The organism is Zeaxanthinibacter enoshimensis (assembly GCF_004362865.1).
Taxonomy (GTDB): domain Bacteria; phylum Bacteroidota; class Bacteroidia; order Flavobacteriales; family Flavobacteriaceae; genus Zeaxanthinibacter; species Zeaxanthinibacter enoshimensis.
In genome coordinates this window covers 944,123-965,842 of record NZ_SNYI01000001.1, presented here as the reverse complement: position 1 = coordinate 965,842, position 21,720 = coordinate 944,123, and the positions used below count along the sequence as shown (strand labels likewise).

The following is a 21,720-nucleotide window of genomic DNA, read 5'->3' as shown; positions in this document are numbered from 1 at the left end:
CCACTAGACAATTTTGATGTCATTCACGGGTTTTTAATGTATTTTCGCTTTGTCAATGAAGTTTAATTTCCTTCTTTGACCCCTTGAAATGAAAAGCACTTTGCATACTGAACAGGAAATTGAACAGTTTGAAGAACTGATCAACGGATTTATGGATAAAGGCTATGGTTCCTGCGATGATTTCCTGGGGCCGCAGCTGATCAACAGCCTCCGGGATAAGCTCCTGGCTCTTCACCAGTCAGGGGATATGCACCCGGCCGGGATCGGGAAGAATTTCGACTATAAGAAAAATGCCGAGATACGGGGAGATGTTATTCGCTGGCTGGATGAAAAGAACTGCGATCCGCAGGAACAACAGTTCTTTGATAAACTTGACAGGTTTGTAACCCACCTCAACAGCACCTGCTATACCGGCATCAACGGGTATGAATTCCATTACGCCTATTATGCCCCAGGCAGTTTTTATAAACGCCACCTGGATCGCTTCCGCAGTGATAAAGGAAGGCAATTCTCATTTGTGATCTACCTCAACGATAACTGGCAGGAAACAGATGGTGGCGAGATCAGCCTGTACCTGGAGAATACTGATACGAGATTGTCCCCGGTAGCCGGGAGAGTAGTGTTCTTTAAAAGTGATGAGACAGAACATGAAGTACATATAGCCCCGGGGAGACCAAGACTCAGTATCGCCGGATGGTTAAAGAAAATATAGCTCACCCGCAACCATTTTACTAATCCCGACCGGGATTAGCGGGAGTCAGTATTTTAATATCTTTGAATATGATCGATAAAATCCTGAAAGGAAACCTGCTCACCGATATTCTCTGGACCGTCTTTGGCCTGATCGGCACGCTTTATTATTTCTATAAAGAGATCTACTGGATAGGTATCATCTTCGCTCTATGCCTTTTCCTGTATGCTGCTAAGGTTTTTTCCAGGATCAGAGAGCAGAAGAAAAAATGATTCCCGATCGGGAAAACCTGATATTATTTTCCCGGTTATATTCAAGCTATGCGATTTTTTTCTATATTTATATTATGAAAAGAATACTGGGAATATTGTTTCTGTTGGTTTCTTTATTTCTGCTGCTTGCATTCATAGGGCAGTTTTCTATTTTCCTATCAGACCTCACCAATTTTCTCGGCATATCCGACTCCACCGGTTCCTATGATACAGGATACCTACTGGGCCGGCTTTTCTACTGGCTGATCCACCTATCTGCTATGACACTGTTCCTCATTTTCGGGATCAGGATAATAGACAGAAGAAAAAAAAAGCTGCAAAATCCTGAAATATGATCTATTTCCTCTCTTCATCTATTTTGCCTGTAGTGGTCCTTATAATCCTAATCGTGGTTCCACTGATCGCCCTGATCGAAATTATCGGTGGTCGTCTACCAGGGCACCTGCAATTAATGTGGGTAGTACTCATCATCACCCTTAATGTAATTGGTGTGCTTTTGTATTATTTTTTTGGAAGACCAAAAAAAACCAGTGTGGAAAAAATTTCACACCGCTGATTTTTAATACCTTAACAGGGCGCCATGAAGATCAGCCTTGTACAGAACCGACCCTATACCGCCAATCTCTCGGCGAATATCAAAGATCATGTAGAATATGCTCAAAAGTCTGTTGAAACCGGGGCAGAGCTGGTCGTCTTCCCTGAACTGTCCCTGACAGGATACGAACCCACCCTGGCTGCTGGCCTGGCCCTGGAAAAAGACGATTCCCGTTTACAGCCGCTGCAGGATTTTAGTGATAAGCACAAGATCACCCTCGGCGTTGGTGTACCATTACTGAGCAAAAAAGGAATTTGTATCAGCTTATTATTCTTTCGTCCAGGTCTCCCGGTCATTGTACACCATAAACAATACCTGCATCCGGATGAGGAAGCCTATTTTGTCAGTGGCCCCAACCTTCCGGGGATACGGCTTGACGGTCTCCACGTCGGACTGGCCATCTGCTATGAACTGTCTGTAAAGGAACAATTAGTGGAACAGCTGAAACACGAACCGGGAATCTACCTAAGTAGTGTGGCCAAAGCTCCCAGGGGCCTGGCCACTGCTACTACTCAGCTTGCGCAGATTGCAAGGAAATACAATATTATTACCGGCATGGTGAATTGTGTAGGACCGGCCAATGGGTCGATCTGCATGGGGAATACCGCCATCTGGGATTCCGGCGGCTCCCTCCTGGGACTGCTGAACCAACAGGATACGGGCATCCTCATTCTCGACCTTGAGAACCGATACTGCGAATCCGTTTATTGCTGAACCGACTATCTTACGCATCATCACAGGGAATTGAATATCTTAGACCCGGAATAACCCTATGCAGCAGAAATACTCTATGTCTCCCAGGAAAATATCGTCGCTTCTGATTGCTGGTCTGATGATCTTAATCACCGCCTGTAGGGAGAAACCAATGGAGCAACAACAGGAGAACGCGAAAGAGTTTCCAGAAGCCAATTACTGCTTCCGGAAAATTAGGTTCCACCCGGCTGATTCTTCCCGGCAGGATGTACTCAGGATGAGTCTGACCGTGATCGGGGACAGCGTGGTTGGCTCCTATAACTGGCTCCCTTTTGAAAAAGATGCAAGACGCGGGATACTCAGGGGAATAAGGAAAGACTCCGGTTTACAATTAACTTATTTCTTTATGCAGGAAGGCGGTTACGACACTGCCGATCTGAGTGTAATACTCCGCGATGGGAAAGCTGTTATTGAAGGCGGGGAACCCTCGCTCGGTCTTTCTGCCGTACTGGAACAGGTGAGCTGTCTCGAATAGGTAAAATTCGATCCCGGATTAGCAAAGGATCCCACAATTAATGACGCAACCTCTTGCTTCCCCGCGCATCTGATTTAAAATATTTTCTCAAATTAGTACTCACAAAACTTAGACCATCTATCATGCGCAAATTTTATGCTTTACTACCCCTTGTTCTGATCTGCATACTGGTCTCCTGTAATGCCGCAGACGATGATATACAAAACACTACAGATATTATCGGCACCTGGCAATTGCGTGCTGTCCTGGCAGATCCGGGTGATGGCAGTGGAGAATATGAGCCGGTAAGAAGTGACAAGACCATCGAATTCTTTGCCGACGGAACCTTTATTACCAACGTCTCATTCTGCGATGGCAGCAGGGATGCGGAGGAAGGGTTTTCAGGAACCTATAATCCGGAAACAGGCGTCCTTTCCCCTGAAGGTTGTGTCTATGCCGGCTATATGCCCTCCTATTCGTTCGAGGGAAAAAACCTCATCATACAATTGCCCTGCATTGAACCCTGCGGTGAAAAATATGAGAAGATCAATTAATACTGAATGTGTATAATGACATTAAATTCTTTTCTTTTTATCTTAGTGTTCAAGAAGAAATAAACTATGCGTTATCTGTTCCTGGCGGTAATATTTTTCAGTCTCTTAACCGGCTGTTCAAAGGATGAAAATCAACCGGAACTGCAGGGCAGCTGGTATTTAAAATCATTCCAATGCTGCTTGGCACCCGAAGAAACTTATGAAGATGGGGAAATAACCTGGACCTTCGGCGAAGAGGGTGTCCTGACGGTAGAGATCCCCGGGGAGGTTGATGAATATTCCTCATTGCCCCTGAAGTTCAGCGATACTTACATGTACACGAGCACTTCCAAAACCATTAAGATCAAAAGCCTTGTCTTTGATTATTACTTTGAGGGAAAAACGCTGGTTCTCGCAGATTCGCCGGAAACGGATGGTTCCATTATCCGGTTCACAGCAAAGTAAATCTCTTTTATCTGGATCCCGTTTTCAATACAGTACACGCTGCCGAAAATGCTGTAGGGGTAATCTTTTGATGGGCAACGGAACTATTTGAATATTAGAGAATATACTGTTTTCGGCATGCGTTGTTTGGAAGTAAGACATCTACTTTGAAAAATCACCCTCCCTATCCTGTTTATTAATTAAATAATTTTACTTTTAACTGGTTACAAGCTTCAGCTCTTATCCCCAACGCTTATCACATGACCAGTCCAAAGTTCAATTCCCCCAAATCACAACTTCCAAATTGGATCATCTGGATAATTTTGGGACTTTGTATTCTTCCGATTATACTCCTCTTATCGGGGGTAAATTTTTCGAGTCCCCCGTTGGGTAATGAACTGGAACATTCCGGATTGATGTCTGCTAATTCTTATCAGGAGGCTGTTTTTCAATCGCTTGCCGGGGCATTCACTCACTTTATGTTAGAATGGAGCGCTGTAGCCGTAGCTTTTGCAACAGCCATACTGGCATTTATTCAATTCCGTATTACTGGAAATCTTGCAACCCCAATAATTGGCATGGCCCTTCTCTGTGCAGGCTTCATGGATGCATTTCACGCCCTTGCATCAACTCAATTGATCAAATCAGTTGCCGACAACGAAAATTTCATCCCTCTCACCTGGGCTGTTTCAAGGATGTTCAATGCCCTTATTCTTTTAGCTGTAACATTATTCATCCTGATTCGGATAAAACCGACCGGCAATCTCAGGAAACGCCATAATACGGTTGTAATTACCAATATAATTCTCCTTCTCATCTCCTACATCGTAGTCCGGCTTTGTGCAAGAAGTGAAAATCTTCCCTCCACAATGTTTCCTGAAGATATAATAACCAGACCATACGATGTGGTGCCGTTATTACTTTTTATTATCCTGGGGTTAGTGATTTTTCCTCGTTTTTATCGTCGTGAACGCAATGTTTTCAGTCACGCCCTCATCTGGAGCATGGTCCCGGCGGTAGCGACTCAATTACATATGTCTTTTGGCTCGGCCAGGTTATTCGATGCTCATTTCAATATCGGACATTATCTGAAGGTGATTTTCTATCTCGTACCATTCACAGGAATGTTAATTGATTATTTGATCACTTACCGAGAAGAAAAGAAAAGATTGGCATTGCTGGCCGTTGCTCATAGGGAATTGGAAAGAAAGAACAAGGAACTTGAACAGTTTGTATATATCGCTTCCCATGATCTGCAGGAACCACTAAGGACAGTTATGAATTTCACTGAATTACTACATCAAGATTATGGAGAGAGGCTTGATGATACAGCCAATACATATATGAATTTTATTCAAAAAGCTTCATCGAGAATGAGTGCTTTAATTAAAGGTTTGTTGGATTACTCAAGAATTGGAGCTGCAAAAAAAAGGAAAACGGTCAACCTTACAACATTAATAAATTCGGTTATTGAGGATTTAAATGCCAGCATCAAAGAGACGGGGGCTGTTATCGAACTATCCCAGATGCCCTCCCTTCCTGTATTCGAAACAGAACTCAGATTACTATTCCAAAATCTATTGACCAACGCTATAAAATTCCGCAAAAAAGATATACCCCCGCATATACGCATTAACTCCAGGGAAAAAGATGATTCGGTCGTTATTACCATTTCTGATAATGGTATCGGGATTGCAAAGGAGCATCAAGAAAAAATCTTTAGTATTTTTAAACGATTGCATGGCAATGATGAAATAGAGGGTACCGGTATTGGACTCGCCCATTGCCAGAAAATCATGAATTTGCACGGAGGTCAGATCTGGGTGACATCAGAAAAAGGCCAAGGAAGCAGTTTTAATATCTTAATCCCCCTGAACCATGATGAAGAAAGTGAATAGTATCCTATTAATTGACGATGATGAGGCTACTAATTTTTTGCATAAAATTATAATTAAAAGAGCAGATTGCGCCCACAATATTGTAGCCGTCGATAGTGGTCCTAAAGCCTTGGAATTTTTAAACACAAAAGTGAATGGAGAATATCCCCGACCGGATATAATTTTCCTGGACATAAATATGCCCATAATGGACGGGTGGGAGTTCTTAGAAGAATACAAAAAGTTAGACAAGAAAACTCACGCAGCCAAGATCGTGGTGATGTTAACTACCTCATTAAACCCGGACGACAGGGAAAAAGCAAAATCATTAGACCTGTTGGATGGCTTTATGAATAAGCCGCTTACCCAAGATATGTTACAAGATTTGCTGCAGAAATTCCATGCCAGTAACTTAAAGTAATACGTAAAACAGAACTGGATAGCCCTTCGAACGTACGACGGAATAAATTGGAACATAATACAAATAGAACCAAATGGTAATCCCCAGGAAATTTCCTTCACTGGTTTAACAGCTACGAATTTACATCCCTGTCATTCGTTCAAAATCCTGTTTTTTACTACCTTCAGTATCCGCTGAAGCTGGAGCATTCACCAGGCTGTATACATTACGTTTCCACATTGAATATAAACCTATGAAAGAGCGTTTTCAATTCGAGGAGATCTTTCCCGTAAGTCCGCAAGTGGTCTACGAATCGTGGCTCGATAGCGAAGCCCATTCGGCCATGACAGGTGGCAAAGCAGAATGCAGTAACGAAAACCGGGGAGAATTCTCTGCCTGGGATGGCTATATCAGGGGTGCCAATAAATCACTCCGGCCTTACAAGGAGATCGTTCAAAGCTGGAGGACCTCGGAATTCAAGGATGATGACCCGGACTCTGAGCTGATCCTGCGGTTTTACGAAGTAGTAGGCGGATGCAGGATGGTATTGATCCACCGGAACGTTCCCGAAGGTGAAACACATTACAGGCAAGGCTGGATAGATCACTATCTTAAGCCCATGAGAGCCTATTTTAATAAAGAGTGACGATCCCGAAACATATTTTACCTGTCATAGTTATTGCCCAATTCTGCTGTACCTCCCTGTGGTTTGCAGGAAACGGGGTCATGAGCGACCTTATCCGGGAATTTGACCTGCAACCCGAAGCCCTCGGACACCTCACCTCGGCAGTACAATTCGGTTTTATTTCGGGCACTCTCATCTTCGCTGTCCTCACGGTGGCTGACCGGATTTCGCCTTCCAAAGTTTTTCTATGGTGTGCAATCGCCGGGGCTGTTTGTAATCTCGGGATATTATGGGAGAAAAATAGCCTCGCCAGCCTTTTCACCCTGCGTGCAACTACCGGTTTTTTCTTAGCAGGCATTTATCCCGTAGGGATGAAGATTGCGGCCGATTACTACAGCAAAGGATTGGGGAAATCCTTGGGTTACCTGGTGGGTGCCCTGGTGCTTGGCACTGCCTTCCCCCACCTGCTCAGCAGTTTACCCGCTATGTATGATTGGGAACAAGTTATCATAGTGGTCAGTGGCATAGCTCTCGCGGGTGGCCTGCTTATGTTCTTAATGGTACCGGACGGTCCCAACCGAAAGGCCGGGAAGAGAACATCATTCCTCACTGCTTTCCGGGTATTCAGGAATATCGATTTCCGTGCAGCTGCTTTCGGGTATTTTGGGCATATGTGGGAGCTCTATGCTTTCTGGACCTTTATCCCCCTGGTAATTATGCAGTATTCAGGATTTCACGGGGAACCAATATCAGCTGTTTCCCTCTGGTCCTTTATCATAATAGGCATAGGAGGTCTGTCTTGTGTTGCAGGGGGTTATCTTTCCACGAAATGGGGAGAGGTCAGGGTGGCATTTGCTTCACTAGGACTATCCGGCCTGTGTTGCCTGCTGTCTCCCTTGTTCTTCTTACAAGAGATCCCTGGTTTAATGCTCACCTTCCTGGTTTTCTGGGGGATAGTGGTGATTGCAGATTCCCCTCTATTCTCAACCCTGGTGGCTCACAATGCCGAACCCCGTATCAAGGGGTCAGCACTGACCCTGGTAAATTGTATCGGTTTTGCCCTGACCATCCTCAGTATACAGTTGCTGAACTGGCTGTCAGATACGATCAGGTTTCATTACCTGTACCTCTTTTTGGTACCCGGCCCTGTTCTCGGGTTGTTAGCTCTCAGGAGTTTGGTGCGTTCACCTGGCCCAGTAAGCAGGGACTAAATTCAATCCGGTCACCCGGCCTCATCACCATGGGCTAAAGTTTTATTCTTTATGGCTATTTTTTCCTTCTCCCGGCACACCCTATCTCCCTGTTTCTGTGATACTTTAGCAGTGTCCCGGGAACATCATTACCAAGGCCAGGGAAACCATCAGATATGTATATCAAAAGGAATATCAGCTGGAAGTTAATTTTGCGCTATGCCTGGAAGAATATGCTCCTTTTTGTGCTGTATTCGCTGGCAATCTTTTATATGTACCACTACCTGGGCTGGTATTTTATTGACATTCCATTTGAGCCGCTTACCATTATCGGGATCGCCGTGGCATTTTACCTGGGTTTTAAGAATAGCCAGAGCTATGATCGTTTCTGGGAGGGCAGGAAAATATGGGGCGGTATCGTCAATTACAGCCGGACCTGGGCGATCAATGTTCTTAGTTTCGTGGATACCGGCAACGAGGAACAGACCAGGGAGACAAAACGGCAACTGGTTCACCGTCACCTGGCTTGGGTCAATGCCCTAAGGGTACAACTCAGGCAAAAACGCCCCTGGACCCGGGAACATGGTACTTTGGTTGAATCATTATTGGATATTCACGGGGAACGGAATAAAGTCTCGAACGAAGCTTTTAATTTTGTGAGCCTTGGGGAATACGAAGAGTTAAAGCAGCGCGTGAATCCCGCTACCCATATAATTAAGAACCAGGCGTTGGTAGTAGCCGAACTCAGAAAAAAAGAGTATATAGATGGCTTCCAGGAACAACAATTAATGAGCGTCCTCGAAGAACTGTATAACCTGCAGGGTATGTGCGAACGCATCAAGAACACACCTTTCCCCAGGCAGTACGCATATTTCACTAAAGTCTTCACATGGTTATTCGTATTGCTGGTCCCGCTTGGGTTACTCAATATCTTTGAAAGCCATGTCATCGGGGAAAGTAATGCGAATGACCAGACCGAATTCCTGTTCCTGCAAATGATCCCATTCACAGTTCTGATCATGTGGATCTTCACCACTATGGAAATGATCGGGGACATCAGCGAGGATCCCTTTGAAGGCAGCACTAACGACGTACCCATGACCTCCCTTTGCCGGACGATCGAGATCGACCTCCGGGATATGCTGGATGAAAAAGATCTGCCAGAGAGTATTGAACCCAAAGACAATATCCTCTATTAATATTCCTCTAAAACCGGGGCAGGCATTTTTAAGCTTCCTTTATGAAGGAAATTTCCTTAATTCTCTCTATTTTAGGATCACCAAACCAGAGCTGTTACAAAAATAAGTTTAAAAAGATGCCTTATAGAACCAAGTGGGAACCCGATGGAATCATCTGGGAATACTACGGCCATGTAACCTCGAAGGATATTTCTGAATCCAATTCAGAGTTCTTCCAGGACATTCGGAGTAAAAATGCCCGCTACCAGATTGTCGACACCTCCGAAACTGAAATTCTTGAATGGCCCGAAATGGACATCGTTGAGACCTCTGCCAATGATGTTGGCGCCAGCCGGGTAGTTGAGAAGATCAAGCTGGCATTCGTGATCCGGAAAGAAGAGATTTACCGCAAGATCCAGAAATACATTGAGATATCAAGGAAGCTCGATACCAATTGGGAATTCCGGATTTTTGATAATATCGAAGATGCCAGGTCCTGGGTAAATGAAGAGGCATGAAAATGGCCTGTCATTCAAGGCCTGTTTTTGCGCATGAATCTATAGTATTTGAGCGCCTCTGCCCCGGCAGCTTCCTCTATATTTAAATACTCTTTAAAAACGGATTATATGTATAGAATTGTTCTCATACTACTGCTGGCATTAGCAAGTTGTAAAGCTCCGTACAGCAGGACCACATCCAGACACGGCGCCGTAGTCGAAGGACCGGTTATGAAAATTCCCGGCCTGGATCGCAGCCGGCAAATAAGGGTATACCTGCCGCCGGATTACGAAAGTTCGGATCAGAGATACCCTGTGCTCTATATGCAAGATGCCCAGAATCTGTTTGATGAACGCATTGCGTATGCCGGTGAATGGCGGGTGGACGAAATCCTGGATTCCCTTGCCCTTGAGACCGGTTTACACCTCATTGTGGTGGGAATAGACAATGGCGGTCAGGAACGTATTCACGAGATGAATCCCTTTGAACACCCGGAATACGGCTTAGGGAAAGGAGAAGAATATGTAGAATTCATTGCAGATTATGTAAAGCCGCAGATCGATAGTGTATACCGGACCTTGCCTGAGCGTGAGCATACCGGGATCATGGGTAGTTCCCTCGGCGGACTCATTTCGCATTACGCAATCCTGCAATATCACGACAGGTTTGGAAAAGCGGGCTTATTTTCACCCTCCTATTGGTTCGGCGAACGCATCTACGAGCTGACAGAAGAAGACCCGTTCCCGGAGGATAGTAAGATATATATATTGGTCGGGGAGAAAGAGGATGATATGGTAGAAGGAGCAGAAAAGATGTACGAGCTACTGTTAGAAACCGGGCATCCCGATGAAAACCTGGTACTCGAGGTTGATCCCGAGGGTGAACATAATGAGCGATTTTGGGGGAAACATTTTGGTAATGCTGTTTTTTGGCTCTTCCGGGAGGAGTAAATACAGATACGATTACTTCAATTTAAAGGCACAACTCATAAATCTGTCCGGGGATCATAGCCCTCTTATCACGAGAATGGCACAGATCCGCGATCGTTTATTTTATTCCCGAAATCTACTTGGCAACACTTCAGTTTTTTAACATTTTTACCACTTAATTTTAACACTATAACGTTTTCGCTTTAACTTTTTTAAAGATTTTTATATATTCAGGCCATCCTTCATAAGAAGGAATAACTTAAATAACTAAAACTTTAAATTCATGAAGATGAAAATCACATTCCCCCGGTTCGCTGTATTTACAGCATTGGCGTTGTTGGCTTCATGCCAGCAATCCGGTGACCAGGTCTTAGACGACCTTCAGGAGCAAAATGCACTATTGGTAAGAGAAAATTACGAGCCCATTCCGGACCAATATGTGGTTACCTTTAAAGAGGGAACCCTCAGCAAGCCATCTCCTGCAAAAGGCCAGCAAGAATACGCCAGGACTACTGCAAGCAGCAAGGACGAAATCGTTAATAAATTCAGTAAAACAGGAATTACATCCCAGCAGTTGAAATCTGTGTATGCCTTTACGGTTGAAGGATTTGCAGCTGTTCTGGATAAGTCGCAACTATCTTTATTAAAACAGGACAATCGTGTAAAGTCAATAGAACAGGATTATCTTATCGTACTTGCTCCGCCGTCGGGAAAGAAGCCCGGAAACGGAGGCGGAGGTTCCGCACCTGAGGAAATCCCTTATGGGATAGAACGTGTAGGAGGAGGAGCCACTTACACAGGTTCAGGGGTAGCCTATATCCTGGATACAGGGATTGACCTGGACCATGAGGATCTGAATGTAAATGCCGGACTAGGATTTAATGCATTTACCACCGGTAAGGATGGCAGAAATCTTGATGATGGCAATGGACACGGAACTCACGTGGCCGGTACCGTAGCTGCCATCGATAACGAAGTCGGCGTTGTAGGGGTCGCAGCTGGTGCCACTGTGGTGCCTGTAAAAGTACTTAACAGCCAGGGTAGTGGTTCTTATTCAGGAGTTATTGCCGGGGTAGACTATGTCGGAAGCGCCGGGCAAACCGGCGATGTTGCGAATATGAGTTTGGGTGGACCCATTTCCGAGGCTCTGGATGCTGCAGTAGTCAGTGCTTCTTCCAAAGTGAAATTCGCGCTTGCGGCAGGAAATGAGAGTGATGATGCAAATAATCACTCCCCCGCCCGGGCAGAAGGCAATAATATCTATACTGTCTCTGCCATGGATAGCAGTGATAATTTTGCTTACTTTTCTAACTATGGTAGCCCCGTGGATTATTGCGCCCCAGGGGTTGCTATTAAATCGACATGGAAAGGTGGTGGGTATAATACCATTAATGGCACCTCTATGGCCGCACCTCATATTTGTGGTATCCTCCTTTGGGGGAATGTGGGCAGTAGCGGTTTTGTAAATAATGATCCGGATGGTGTTCCGGACCCAATCGCACATGTACAATAGAGCTTTCTTTACATAATAACCATAAAGCCGCCCTCAGGGTGGCTTTTTTTATGAGTATCCTCCTAAAACTATATTTCTATCGGTGAATTTTATTCTATATTTAATTCCACTTATACCGATAAACTTATCCTATGCGTTCAGCAATTTTTCTATTATTCTCCTTTCTTGTTGTAATCTCGGCATGCAAAGAAATTAAGACCGATTCGGCAGAAGCCTCTAAAGATGTGGAAATCGTCACCAACAAAGGTTCTATTATTATCAGGTTGTATGATGAAACACCATTACACAGGGATAATTTCTTAACCCTGGTGGAAGATAAATTCTATGACAGCATCCTTTTTCACCGGGTAATTGAAAATTTCGTTATCCAGGCCGGGGATCCTGAGAGCAGGAAAGCTGCAGCAAACGATTCCCTGGGAGAAGTGGACCTGCCTTATACAGTACCGGCCGAATTTCACCCGGATATTTATCATAAAAGGGGAGCCCTGGGGATGGCCCGGAATAATACGCCTTCCAGGGCCTCCAGTTCTACCCAGTTCTATATCGTGCAGGGAAGGGTATTCAATGACAGCCTGTTAAATATTGCCGAAGACCGCATCAACAGTCGCCTTGCCTTTAACCATGTAGTTAATGATCCTGCGAACAAAGAATTATCGGTTGTCTGGGCAGGTCTGGAATCGGATAAATCCTCCCCAAAAGAACTGGCCCGGGTTATTGCCCAACTGGATTCCCTGGCGATACTCGTTAAGGATTCCCTGCCTCGGTATATTATCCCGGCAGAACAGCGAAATATATATACTACGGCAGGAGGGGCCCCACACCTGGACCAGAGTTATACCGTATTCGGGGAAGTTGTGAGTGGCATGGCTGTGGTTGACAGCATAGCGGCAATGCAGACCAACCCCATGGACAGGCCCCTGGAAGATGTCCGTATTAAGGAAGTAAGACTTGTAGATCGGGTACAGCAAGCTCCACGGGATGAATAGAACGATAATATGTACCATCTCATTCTGCCTTGTATTGGGGGCTCTTTTCTCCCAGGACAGGGCCTACCGTCTGTACACTTCAAAAGGTAAAAAGACCTCTTTCAAAAAAATGGTGAACGAGCTCGAGGAAAAAGATATTATCCTTTTCGGAGAACTCCACGATAACCCGGTAGCTCATTGGTTACAACTGGAACTCGCCAAACATCTCCATGAGACCAGTCCACTGCTATTAGGTGCAGAAATGATTGAAACGGACAACCAGCAGGTCTTGAATGCCTACCTGGATGGAGAGATAGACCATGCCGGACTGGACAGCCTGGCTCGTTTATGGTCTAACTATAAGACCGATTACGCCCCGCTTGTCAATTTTGCAAGGGATAATAAATTGACATTTATCGGCACTAATATTCCCAGGAAATATGCCAGCATGGTATACAGGAACGGGTTCGGGATTTTGGACAGCCTTCCGCCTGGCGAGAAAAAATGGATTGCCCCCCTGCCTATCCCTTTTGACAGTACGTTAACCAAATACCGGGAGATCCTTAATATGATGGGAGATCATGGGAGTCCCGAACTAGTCATGGCCCAGGCCATTAAGGATGCTACCATGGCCCATTCTATCCTGCAGAATTATAAAGAAGGTTATATTTTCCTCCATCTCAACGGTTCTTTCCATTCCGATGATTACCAGGGCATCCTCTGGTACCTGAAAAAGCAACGTCCCAGACTAAAATACGCAACCATATCAACGGTTTCGCAAGATGATCTCGGTGAGCTGGAAGAAGCATACCTGGGAAGGGCAGACTATATCATCTGTGTGGATAGTGATATGACCAGCACTTATTAATTATGTACCTTACATGGGATCATTTTCTTTAACTCTCTTCTCTCAGAATGAAAATTAAATTTACCATAATAGCTCTAATCCTCCTCCTGGCCAACTTCTCCTGTAACACGGAAACCAAAACGGTAAAAACAGCGGACCTGATTTTACTGAATGCCACGGTGGTACAGGTAGATAGCGCCACAACAATTCCTAAACAGTTCGTGGCCATCAATGGCCGGAATATCCTTGAAGTAGGTTCCATGGAAGATGCCGGGGATTGGAAAGCCAAGGAAACCCGCGACCTGGGGGATGCCTTCATCATGCCCGGGCTCTGGGACAACCACGTACATTTCCGGGGAGGTGATTCCCTGTTACAGGAAAATAAGGATCTCCTTCCTCTTTTCCTCGCCTACGGCATCACTACGGTCCGGGATGCAGGGGGAGATATTACCCCGCAAGTACTGGAATGGCAGCAAGACATAACCCAGGGAGAATTGCCGGGACCCAGGATCTTCACTTCAGGACCTAAACTGGATGGTGATCAACCCGCATGGCCGGGATCAATAAAAGTAACCGATGCAACGGAGGTTGGTTTGGCATTGGATTCCCTCAAGCTGATCGGTGCTGATTATGTGAAAATGTACGATGGCAACCTCAGCCCTGATAATTATTATGAGATCATTCGCCAGGCAGAGGACCGGGGGATGAAAACCACCGGGCATATGCCATTGCAGGCAGACCTTCTGGAAGCCGTGGAATTTGGCCTGGATGGCACGGAGCACCTGTATTATGTCTTAAAATCATGCTCCCCGGCAGCTGACAGTATCAGTAAGAAGCATCCTGGATATGGGATGATCGGGGCCCTCGTTGATACCTACGATACCATCCTTGCTAAAAAGGTATTCAGACAATTGGCAGAAAAAGAAGTTTATGTAACCCCAACCAATTATATCGGTCATATCCTCGCTACCGTACTGGATACGGACCACAGTAAGGACAGTCTTCTGAATTATATTGGTCCGGGTATCCGGAAGACCTACGAAGGCAGGGTAAAAAGTGCAGAGCGGGCAAGGGCTTCCGGGAATTCCATGCGTTCCAAAACAGAAGGTCAGTTTATGTCCATGATCAAACCGATGCAACAGGCCGGTGTCCCCCTCCTTGCGGGTTCAGACAGCGGGGCATTTAATTCGTATGTCTATCCTGGCGAATCGCTCTGGGGAGAATTGCAGTTTATGGTCAGGGCAGGGTTAAGTCCGGCAGAAGCATTAGCCACATCCGTGATCAACGGTCCCCGCTTTTTTGATGTTACCACCGCCTATGGAAGTGTAGCCGGCGGGAAAAGGGCTGATCTGCTGATCCTGGAAAAAAATCCCCTGGAAGATATCAGTCACCTGCAAAGTATGACCATGGTAATAGCAGGAGGGACTGTTTTTGATAAAGAGCAGCTTGGAGAACTCCTTAAATCTGTAAAGAACAACTAACAATAGGAACCGCATATTAACACTCCCTATGAAACATTTACTTTTTGCCCTTGGCTTCCTGGTGACAATTGGGTACCATAACCTCCGGGCACAGCAGGATTCGGAAAGTACAGGACACGTTACCGAACTTTACCAGCTGGCGACAGAATTCAGGGCTGACCAGGGCAGCCTGTCTCGTTTCTATGCGATTGAGAACAGCCCTGAACGCAGAGAACGATTCCGTAAATTTTACGAGGACTACCTGGCTAAACTTCAGGAATACAAATTCGACTCCCTTTCCAGGGGAGGCCAGGTAGATTACCTGATGATCAAAAAATACCTGCATCAACAAATTCGGGAACTCAATACAGAAAAGAACGAATATGAAAAACTCCGCGACTGGATCTCTCCGGGCGAAGAATTATATACCCTTGAGAAGCTCAGGAGAAGGGGGAAACGCCTCGATGGACAAGAGGTTGCCGGAATACTCAATAATATAACTAACGATTTCTCGGCAGCTTCTGAGCGGGTAAAAGAACAACAACCCCTATTTACCCGCCAGCTGACTTCCAGGGCTAAAGGCATTTTGGAAGGGCAGCGTGCGGCCTTGCAGAGCATGTTCGGGTTTTATGAAGGGTACGACCCGCAATTCACCTGGTGGGTAACTCAGCCTTACAAAGTGCTCGACAGCGTCCTGCTCATCTATGCCGCCACACTGGAATCCAGGGTAGATCCTGCCACCCTCCCTGAAGATGATGGGAGCGGCATCATCGGCGATCCTATAGGCAGGGATGCCATCCTGCAGCAACTGGCATTTGAGCTGATCCCCTATACCCCGGAGGAACTGATCGCTATTGCCGAGAAAGAATTTGCCTGGTGCGACAGGGAATTATTAAAAGCTTCCCGGGAGATGGGATTCGGGGACGACTGGAAAGCTGCACAGGAAAAAGTTAAACAGACCTATGTTCCCGTTGGGCAACAACCGGAGGCTATGCTCGAATTATACGACCAGTCTATAGCCTTCCTGAAAGAGAAAGATCTGCTCACCATTCCGCCCCTGGCGGAAGAAACCTGGAGAATGACTATGCTGTCTCCCGAAAGGCAGCTGATCGCTCCCTTCTTCCTGGGAGGAGAAGTGTTACAGATCGCTTATCCAACGGATGCGATGAATCATGAAGAAAAGTTGATGAGTATGAGGGGAAATAACCCTCATTTTAACCGGTCTACCGTCCATCACGAATTGATCGCCGGGCACCATCTCCAGGGCTTTGTCAATAACCGGAATAAACCATACCGGTTCTACCGCACTCCTTTCTGGACAGAAGGCTGGGCCCTCTACTGGGAACTGCTCTTATGGGACCTGGATTTTCCCCGTTCCCCTGAAGACCGGATAGGAATGCTGTTCTGGAGAATGCATCGCTGCGCAAGGATTATTTTTTCTTTGAATTACCACCTGGGCAACTGGACCCCACAGGAATGCATAGATTACCTGGTGAACAGGGTGGGCCATGAAAGGGCGAACGCAGCAGGTGAAGTAAGACGTTCTTTCACCGGTGGGTACGGTCCGCTCTACCAGATCGCGTATATGATCGGGGGATTACAGTTCTATGCCCTCAAGGAAGAGCTAGTCGATAGCGGACAAATGACCTACAAAGAGTATCACGACGCCGTCATGAAAGAGAACAGTATGCCGGTCGAAATAGTTCGCGCCTTGTTAACATCGAAGAAGCTCAATAAGGATTTTTCTTCCGAATGGAAATTTTACGAAGATTAGCCCGGATGTAGTATCACCCCTGTACACGGTAGTGGCACCTCACCGCAGCCGGCCGGGACCCTGCTCTTAAGAGAGTTCCAGGCTCCTGGGAATACTCCGCTAGTCTGTCCAGTTTAAACGGAATTCACCGCTTGCTCGTATCCCTGAGGTATTTCAGGTAAAGACTTTCTACTTTCTCACGCGCCCAGGGCGTCCGTCTCAGGAATGCCAGGCTCGATTTCACGGATGGGTCGTGGGTAAAACATCGGATGTTGATCTTCTCCCCCAGTACGGTCCAGCCGTAATGGTTCACCAGCTCCCGGATAATCTGTTCCAGTTTAATACCGTGCAGGGGATTGTTGGGTTGATTTTCCAAGATCAGTATGATTTCCTTCGGCCTTCCCGCCTGTCGTTATTGCGTTTAGGTCTCGAGTTCTGGTTCCGGTTCTTTGAGGAATTCCTGGAACGGTTACCGCCCCTTTGTTGTGGCTTTACAGGTTCTGTAGAGGCATTGGGATCGGGTTCAAACCCTTCAATAATCTCCTTTGGAATAGAAATTCCCACCAGTTTTTCAATGTCTCTCAGGTAAGAGGTCTCATCCGCACTTACCAGGGAAATAGCTTCGCCACTAGCCCCGGCACGTCCTGTCCTCCCTATCCTGTGAACATAATCTTCAGGGATGTTCGGAATTTCGTAATTCATCACGTGGGGTAATAGCGGTATATCCAATCCCCGTGCCGCGATGTCTGTCGCAACAAGGACTCCAACTTCTCCACTCTTAAATCCGGCCAGGGCTTTGGTTCTTGCCCCCTGGCTTTTATTACCGTGGATAGCGGCCGCGGTGATCCCGGCCTGTCCCATTTTTTTACATAGTTTATTGGCCCCGTGTTTTGTACGGGTAAAAACCAGTACCTGCTCCCACTGTCCTTCGGAAATGAGTTTTATAGCCAGGTCTGTCTTCTTACCTTTTGCTACCCTGTATACCTTTTGGTTAATAGCATCAACCGTGGTATTCTCCGGGGTAGCTTCAACCTGTACCGGGTGGTTCAGTATCCCGTTGGCCAGTTTTTTAATATCCTTTGAGAAGGTGGCTGAAAACATCAGGTTCTGACGTTTCTTAGGCAAAAGCTTCATGATCCGCTCAATATCCCTGAGGAATCCCATATCAAGCATCCGGTCCGCTTCATCAAGGACAAAGATTTCTACTTTATCGAGAGAAAGTGCTCCCTGTCCGACGAGATCGAGTAATCGCCCCGGGGTTGCAACCAGTACGTCTACCCCGTTACGTAATTGCCTGACCTGAGGGTTCTGGTTGACTCCGCCGAATATAACACTGGCCCGCAAGTCAGTGTACGCACTGTACGACTTTACATTTTCAAAAACCTGGGCTGCCAATTCCCGGGTCGGCGTAAGTACCAATCCGCGGACAGGGCGCTGCCTGAGCTGCTGGCCCTGGGATAATATTTGAAGCATGGGCAGGGTGAACCCGGCCGTCTTTCCTGTTCCTGTCTGAGCTGATGCCAGGATATCTTTTCCCTCAAGTATAGGGGGGATGGCTTTCGATTGAATTGGTGAAGGGGTATCGTAACCCTGTTTTTCTACGGCTTTAAGAAAAGCCTGTGATAATCCTAAGGATTTAAATGACATATAAATTGTTTATGAAATGACAATTCTTTACATCACCATTTCTGAATAGCCGGCAAAGGTACGGTTAATTTTCCCGATGCAACATTCTAGGTCTATCAACCACGGTATCATTAGCTGTTTGGGTTAAAATAGTTACTGATTAGGCTAATTATTTTTAGTTACATCTGGTGTGTCAGTCGTGTTTTAAGCTTAATTTGTGAGGATTTTAAGTTTCGATCCTTATTGTAGAGTAAAACTCTATAACACAAACTTTTATAACAACCGAAGCTCTTAGGCATGACCCGATCTGTGGAATCTGAAAATTATTTTGGTATTCATTCATTACAAGGTGAAATGCCTGAACTAATCAAACGCAAGGATTGGTCTGCCACCCATCTGGGTGCCTACCACGAATGGCCTGCTCCCCTGAAATCCGCGCTGAGTATGATCATGGAGAATCCCCTTCCTATGTATATTGCCTGGGGAGAAGATTTTACCCAGATATATAATGACGGCTTTCTGCCTATACTCGGGATGGACAAGCACCCCAAAGCCCTGGGAAGAAGTACCCGCGATAACTTTAAAGAGATCTGGGATGAGATCGGTCCGCTGCTGGAAAAAACCAGGAACGGGACGCCGGTAAAATATACAGATGCCGAATTTACCCTGGAACGTAACGGCAAACTGGAACAAACCTATTTTGATTTTGCATACAGTCCTATCCGCCTGGAAAATGGAGAGATTGGCGGAGTACTGGCCACCTGCATAGAGACTACCAATCGTAAAGTTTCACAGGAAGCACTGCAGGAAAGTATGTTGCAGTTCAAGTTCGCCATAGAGGCAAGTGAATTGGGAACCTATGACTACAATCCCCGTACCAACAGGTTTACCGCTAACCACCGGCTGAAGAAATGGTTCGGGCTCCCCCCTGAAAACGAAATCTTACTATCTGATGCGATCGATGCAATGGTCCCTGAGGACCGGGAACGGGTTACAACGGCTATTGCCGAAGCCCTGCAATACGAATCCGGCGGGAATTACGATATCGTTTATTCACTGATCAATCCAAAAAACAATACTCCAAGGATAGTTCACGCCAAAGGAAAAGTAAGGTTTGATGAAAATAAAGTAGCATACCGTTTTACAGGTACTTTACAGGATATTACAGAACGCAAAGCTGCCGAACGATTACTAAAGATCAAGGAGAACAACCTGCGGCTGATGATCCTCCAGGCCCCTGTTGCCATAGCCATTATGAGGGGAAAGGATTTCGTGATCGAAATTGCAAACAATAATGCCCTGGAATTATGGGATAAAGAGGAAAAAGAGGTACTGGATCGGCCGGTCCTTGAAGTAATGCCCGAATTAAAAAAACAAGGCATCGACACCTTACTTACCAATGTCTTCGAGACCGGTGAGCGTTTTTGCACTTCAGAATTGCCTGTGGTCATAGATCGTAATGGAGTGCCGACAACGAAGTACATCAATTTCTCTTACGAGCCACTATACGACGCCTTTGGTAATATAGATGGCATCATGGCCATCGGGATAGATGTAACAGAGCAGGTCCTGGCCCGGCATAAGGTAGAGGCGAACGAGGAAAAACTGAACCTTATCATCAACGCTTCTGAACTGGGCTTCTGGGAGTTGAATTTTGAGGATAATATTGCCGATTGTTCGGAACGCTGTTATAAGATCTTCGGTTCCGAAAATGGAACCCGGCTCACCCACGAACAGATGAAATCCCAGCTGCACCCTGAGGATCGCCATATACGGGATAAAGCTTTCGATGAAGCAATGACCTCTGGTGTATTTGATTACCAGGCCAGGATTATCCTGCCCAACCAGAAGATCCGCTGGATAGAGATGAAAGGTAAGGTACTATTTGATGAGCAACAAAATCCGGACAAGATGCTGGGCACCATGAGAGATATAACCGAGGAGCGAACCTTGCACCAGCAATTAAAGGAAAGAGAAGAACGTTTCCGCCTCCTGGCAGATTCCATGCCCCAGTTTATCTGGACTTCAGACCCCGAGGGACACTTAAATTATTTTAATAACTCCGTCTACAAATATTCGGGACTGTCCTATGAAGAGATAAAGAAAGATGGGTGGATACAGATCGTGCACCCGGAAGATCGTCCGGAGAACCTGAGACAATGGGAACACTCCATTAAGACCGGTACCGATTTCCTCTATGAGCACCGATTCCGCAGCGCCGACGGAGAATACCGATGGCAGCTGAGCCGGGCAATCCCCCAGCGGGATGATGAAGGGCGTATAACCCGGTGGGTAGGAACCAGCACCGATATACAGGAACAAAAGATGTTTGCTTATGAACTCGAAAAACAGGTGCTGAAAAGGACTGCGGAACTCAAAGAAAAGAACGAAGCCCTGGAGAAAATGAACCAGGAACTGAAATCCTTCACTTTTATTTCCAGTCATGACCTGCAGGAGCCCTTGAGAAAGATAAGGATCTTTGCCGGGCTGTTACAGGAACGAGAGGTAAAGAACATGACCCCTGAAGGGAAGAACAAATTTTCCCGGATCATCAAATCTGCCGCCAGGATGCAGACCCTCATAGAGGCATTGCTGTTGTATTCCAGGACAAACACCGGGAAGAAAGATTTTAGAAAAGTACATATGACCGAGGTTCTCCGTGAAATCAGGGAAGACCTGAAGGAGGAATTGGAAAACAAATCGCTCGTGTTACAGACCGGTCACCTGGACGAGGTAAATATTATCCCCTTCCAGTTCCACCAGTTGCTGCACAATCTTTTAACTAATGCGATGAAATTTTCAAGGCCCGATACCATCCCGGTCGTGCATATTTCCACACAGTTAAAAACCGGCAGGCAATTTGGCCTGTCCGCCTTGGAGCCGGACACCACCTATTGCCACCTGAGAGTAGAGGATAACGGGATCGGCTTTGACCAGACCTATGCCAATAAGATCTTTGAACTGTTTCAAAGACTGCATGCAAAAGACCAGTACGAAGGAACCGGGATGGGGCTGGCTATTGTTAAAAAGATCGTTGAAAATCACAACGGGCATATTACAGCTGATGGTGTACTAGGTGTAGGAGCCACCTTTAATATATACATCCCGGCCTGAGGA

Annotated in this window: 23 protein-coding genes; 21 read left to right on the top strand and 2 right to left on the bottom strand. The window is 46.1% G+C overall.

Features of this window, described 5'->3' with window-relative positions:
* The first annotated feature begins 88 nt into the window (after positions 1–88).
* The 20 genes from CLV82_RS04200 (at position 89) to CLV82_RS04105 (ending at position 16,998) form a co-directional block, all read left to right on the top strand.
* Positions 89–712: a 2OG-Fe(II) oxygenase gene (locus CLV82_RS04200; RefSeq protein WP_133643031.1), complete on the top strand. Its 624-nt coding sequence runs from the start codon at positions 89–91 to the stop codon at positions 710–712.
* Positions 713–780: 68 nt separating this feature from the next.
* Complete coding sequence (locus CLV82_RS04195; protein WP_133643030.1) at positions 781–963, top strand: hypothetical protein; 183 nt, start codon at positions 781–783, stop codon at positions 961–963.
* 74 nt (positions 964–1,037) lie between these two features.
* The gene (locus tag CLV82_RS04190; protein WP_133643029.1) at positions 1,038–1,298 is read left to right on the top strand and encodes a hypothetical protein; all 261 of its coding nucleotides are present in this window, start codon (positions 1,038–1,040) and stop codon (positions 1,296–1,298) included.
* Positions 1,295–1,519, top strand: a complete 225-nt coding sequence (locus tag CLV82_RS04185; protein ID WP_133643028.1) for a PLD nuclease N-terminal domain-containing protein — start codon at positions 1,295–1,297, stop codon at positions 1,517–1,519. The genes CLV82_RS04190 and CLV82_RS04185 overlap by 4 nt, the downstream gene beginning before the upstream one ends.
* Before the next feature lie 24 nt (positions 1,520–1,543).
* Entirely contained in the window at positions 1,544–2,272 is a 729-nt protein-coding gene (locus tag CLV82_RS04180) for a carbon-nitrogen hydrolase family protein (RefSeq protein ID WP_133643027.1), read from the top strand.
* A 118-nt stretch (positions 2,273–2,390) separates the two neighbouring features.
* Positions 2,391–2,786 carry a hypothetical protein gene (locus CLV82_RS04175; protein WP_133643026.1) on the top strand — a complete coding sequence of 132 codons (396 nt, stop codon included), beginning with the start codon at positions 2,391–2,393 and terminating at the stop codon, positions 2,784–2,786.
* A gap of 122 nt (positions 2,787–2,908) precedes the next feature.
* A complete protein-coding gene (locus CLV82_RS04170) occupies positions 2,909–3,319 on the top strand; it encodes a lipocalin-like domain-containing protein (protein WP_133643025.1) in 411 nt (136 codons plus the stop codon).
* 66 nt (positions 3,320–3,385) lie between these two features.
* A complete protein-coding gene (locus CLV82_RS04165; protein WP_133643024.1) occupies positions 3,386–3,763 on the top strand; it encodes a hypothetical protein in 378 nt (125 codons plus the stop codon).
* 365 nt (positions 3,764–4,128) lie between these two features.
* On the top strand, positions 4,129–5,640 hold the full coding sequence (locus tag CLV82_RS04160; RefSeq protein ID WP_166636663.1) for a sensor histidine kinase: 1,512 nt from the start codon (positions 4,129–4,131) through the stop codon (positions 5,638–5,640).
* Entirely contained in the window at positions 5,621–6,040 is a 420-nt protein-coding gene (locus tag CLV82_RS04155; protein WP_133643022.1) for a response regulator, read from the top strand. Before CLV82_RS04160 ends, CLV82_RS04155 begins: the two co-directional genes overlap by 20 nt.
* Positions 6,041–6,272: 232 nt before the next feature.
* Positions 6,273–6,665, top strand: a complete 393-nt coding sequence (locus CLV82_RS04150; protein WP_133643021.1) for an SRPBCC domain-containing protein — start codon at positions 6,273–6,275, stop codon at positions 6,663–6,665.
* Positions 6,662–7,855, top strand: a complete 1,194-nt coding sequence (locus CLV82_RS04145; protein ID WP_133643020.1) for an MFS transporter — start codon at positions 6,662–6,664, stop codon at positions 7,853–7,855. Before CLV82_RS04150 ends, CLV82_RS04145 begins: the two co-directional genes overlap by 4 nt.
* Positions 7,856–8,010: 155 nt before the next feature.
* A complete protein-coding gene (locus CLV82_RS04140) occupies positions 8,011–9,033 on the top strand; it encodes a bestrophin family protein (protein WP_133643019.1) in 1,023 nt (340 codons plus the stop codon).
* Positions 9,034–9,149: 116 nt separating this feature from the next.
* Complete coding sequence (locus CLV82_RS04135) at positions 9,150–9,530, top strand: hypothetical protein (RefSeq protein WP_133643018.1); 381 nt, start codon at positions 9,150–9,152, stop codon at positions 9,528–9,530.
* A gap of 108 nt (positions 9,531–9,638) precedes the next feature.
* Positions 9,639–10,460: an alpha/beta hydrolase gene (locus tag CLV82_RS04130; protein WP_133643017.1), complete on the top strand. Its 822-nt coding sequence runs from the start codon at positions 9,639–9,641 to the stop codon at positions 10,458–10,460.
* A 268-nt stretch (positions 10,461–10,728) separates the two neighbouring features.
* Positions 10,729–11,952: a S8 family serine peptidase gene (locus CLV82_RS04125; RefSeq protein WP_133643459.1), complete on the top strand. Its 1,224-nt coding sequence runs from the start codon at positions 10,729–10,731 to the stop codon at positions 11,950–11,952.
* Positions 11,953–12,083: 131 nt separating this feature from the next.
* The gene (locus CLV82_RS04120) at positions 12,084–12,938 is read left to right on the top strand and encodes a peptidylprolyl isomerase (RefSeq protein WP_133643016.1); all 855 of its coding nucleotides are present in this window, start codon (positions 12,084–12,086) and stop codon (positions 12,936–12,938) included.
* A complete protein-coding gene (locus CLV82_RS04115) occupies positions 12,931–13,785 on the top strand; it encodes a ChaN family lipoprotein (protein WP_133643015.1) in 855 nt (284 codons plus the stop codon). The genes CLV82_RS04120 and CLV82_RS04115 overlap by 8 nt, the downstream gene beginning before the upstream one ends.
* Positions 13,786–13,832: 47 nt before the next feature.
* Positions 13,833–15,245, top strand: coding sequence for an amidohydrolase family protein (locus tag CLV82_RS04110; RefSeq protein ID WP_133643014.1), 1,413 nt, complete (start codon positions 13,833–13,835; stop codon positions 15,243–15,245).
* Positions 15,246–15,273: 28 nt separating this feature from the next.
* Positions 15,274–16,998 carry a DUF885 family protein gene (locus CLV82_RS04105; RefSeq protein WP_133643013.1) on the top strand — a complete coding sequence of 575 codons (1,725 nt, stop codon included), beginning with the start codon at positions 15,274–15,276 and terminating at the stop codon, positions 16,996–16,998.
* A gap of 124 nt (positions 16,999–17,122) precedes the next feature.
* On the opposite strand, the gene CLV82_RS04100 is transcribed toward CLV82_RS04105, so the two are convergent.
* Together CLV82_RS04100 and CLV82_RS04095 are read right to left on the bottom strand one after the other, a co-directional pair.
* Positions 17,123–17,353, bottom strand: coding sequence for a VF530 family protein (locus CLV82_RS04100; protein ID WP_133643012.1), 231 nt, complete (start codon positions 17,351–17,353; stop codon positions 17,123–17,125).
* A gap of 2 nt (positions 17,354–17,355) precedes the next feature.
* Entirely contained in the window at positions 17,356–18,624 is a 1,269-nt protein-coding gene (locus CLV82_RS04095) for a DEAD/DEAH box helicase (RefSeq protein WP_133643011.1), read from the bottom strand.
* Positions 18,625–18,957: 333 nt separating this feature from the next.
* Here CLV82_RS04095 and CLV82_RS04090 point away from each other — a divergent pair, with 333 nt between their 5' ends.
* Positions 18,958–21,717 (top strand): PAS domain-containing sensor histidine kinase, encoded by a 2,760-nt coding sequence (locus CLV82_RS04090; RefSeq protein WP_166636662.1) that lies wholly within the window; start codon positions 18,958–18,960, stop codon positions 21,715–21,717.
* Positions 21,718–21,720: the final 3 nt, after the last annotated feature.

Excerpts from the sequence above, each read along its gene's own strand:
- CLV82_RS04200 (WP_133643031.1), top strand. The coding sequence starts at position 89 with ATGAAAAGCACTTTGCATACTGAACAGGAAATTGAACAGTTTGAAGAA.
- CLV82_RS04195 (WP_133643030.1), top strand. The coding sequence starts at position 781 with ATGATCGATAAAATCCTGAAAGGAAACCTGCTCACCGATATTCTCTGG.
- CLV82_RS04190 (WP_133643029.1), top strand. The coding sequence starts at position 1,038 with ATGAAAAGAATACTGGGAATATTGTTTCTGTTGGTTTCTTTATTTCTG.
- CLV82_RS04185 (WP_133643028.1), top strand. The coding sequence starts at position 1,295 with ATGATCTATTTCCTCTCTTCATCTATTTTGCCTGTAGTGGTCCTTATA.
- CLV82_RS04180 (WP_133643027.1), top strand. The coding sequence starts at position 1,544 with ATGAAGATCAGCCTTGTACAGAACCGACCCTATACCGCCAATCTCTCG.
- CLV82_RS04175 (WP_133643026.1), top strand. The coding sequence starts at position 2,391 with ATGATCTTAATCACCGCCTGTAGGGAGAAACCAATGGAGCAACAACAG.
- CLV82_RS04170 (WP_133643025.1), top strand. The coding sequence starts at position 2,909 with ATGCGCAAATTTTATGCTTTACTACCCCTTGTTCTGATCTGCATACTG.
- CLV82_RS04165 (WP_133643024.1), top strand. The coding sequence starts at position 3,386 with ATGCGTTATCTGTTCCTGGCGGTAATATTTTTCAGTCTCTTAACCGGC.
- CLV82_RS04155 (WP_133643022.1), top strand. The coding sequence starts at position 5,621 with ATGATGAAGAAAGTGAATAGTATCCTATTAATTGACGATGATGAGGCT.
- CLV82_RS04150 (WP_133643021.1), top strand. The coding sequence starts at position 6,273 with ATGAAAGAGCGTTTTCAATTCGAGGAGATCTTTCCCGTAAGTCCGCAA.
- CLV82_RS04140 (WP_133643019.1), top strand. The coding sequence starts at position 8,011 with ATGTATATCAAAAGGAATATCAGCTGGAAGTTAATTTTGCGCTATGCC.
- CLV82_RS04135 (WP_133643018.1), top strand. The coding sequence starts at position 9,150 with ATGCCTTATAGAACCAAGTGGGAACCCGATGGAATCATCTGGGAATAC.
- CLV82_RS04130 (WP_133643017.1), top strand. The coding sequence starts at position 9,639 with ATGTATAGAATTGTTCTCATACTACTGCTGGCATTAGCAAGTTGTAAA.
- CLV82_RS04125 (WP_133643459.1), top strand. The coding sequence starts at position 10,729 with ATGAAAATCACATTCCCCCGGTTCGCTGTATTTACAGCATTGGCGTTG.
- CLV82_RS04120 (WP_133643016.1), top strand. The coding sequence starts at position 12,084 with ATGCGTTCAGCAATTTTTCTATTATTCTCCTTTCTTGTTGTAATCTCG.
- CLV82_RS04115 (WP_133643015.1), top strand. The coding sequence starts at position 12,931 with ATGAATAGAACGATAATATGTACCATCTCATTCTGCCTTGTATTGGGG.
- CLV82_RS04110 (WP_133643014.1), top strand. The coding sequence starts at position 13,833 with ATGAAAATTAAATTTACCATAATAGCTCTAATCCTCCTCCTGGCCAAC.
- CLV82_RS04105 (WP_133643013.1), top strand. The coding sequence starts at position 15,274 with ATGAAACATTTACTTTTTGCCCTTGGCTTCCTGGTGACAATTGGGTAC.
- CLV82_RS04095 (WP_133643011.1), bottom strand. The coding sequence starts at position 18,624 with ATGTCATTTAAATCCTTAGGATTATCACAGGCTTTTCTTAAAGCCGTA.
- CLV82_RS04090 (WP_166636662.1), top strand. The coding sequence starts at position 18,958 with ATGCCTGAACTAATCAAACGCAAGGATTGGTCTGCCACCCATCTGGGT.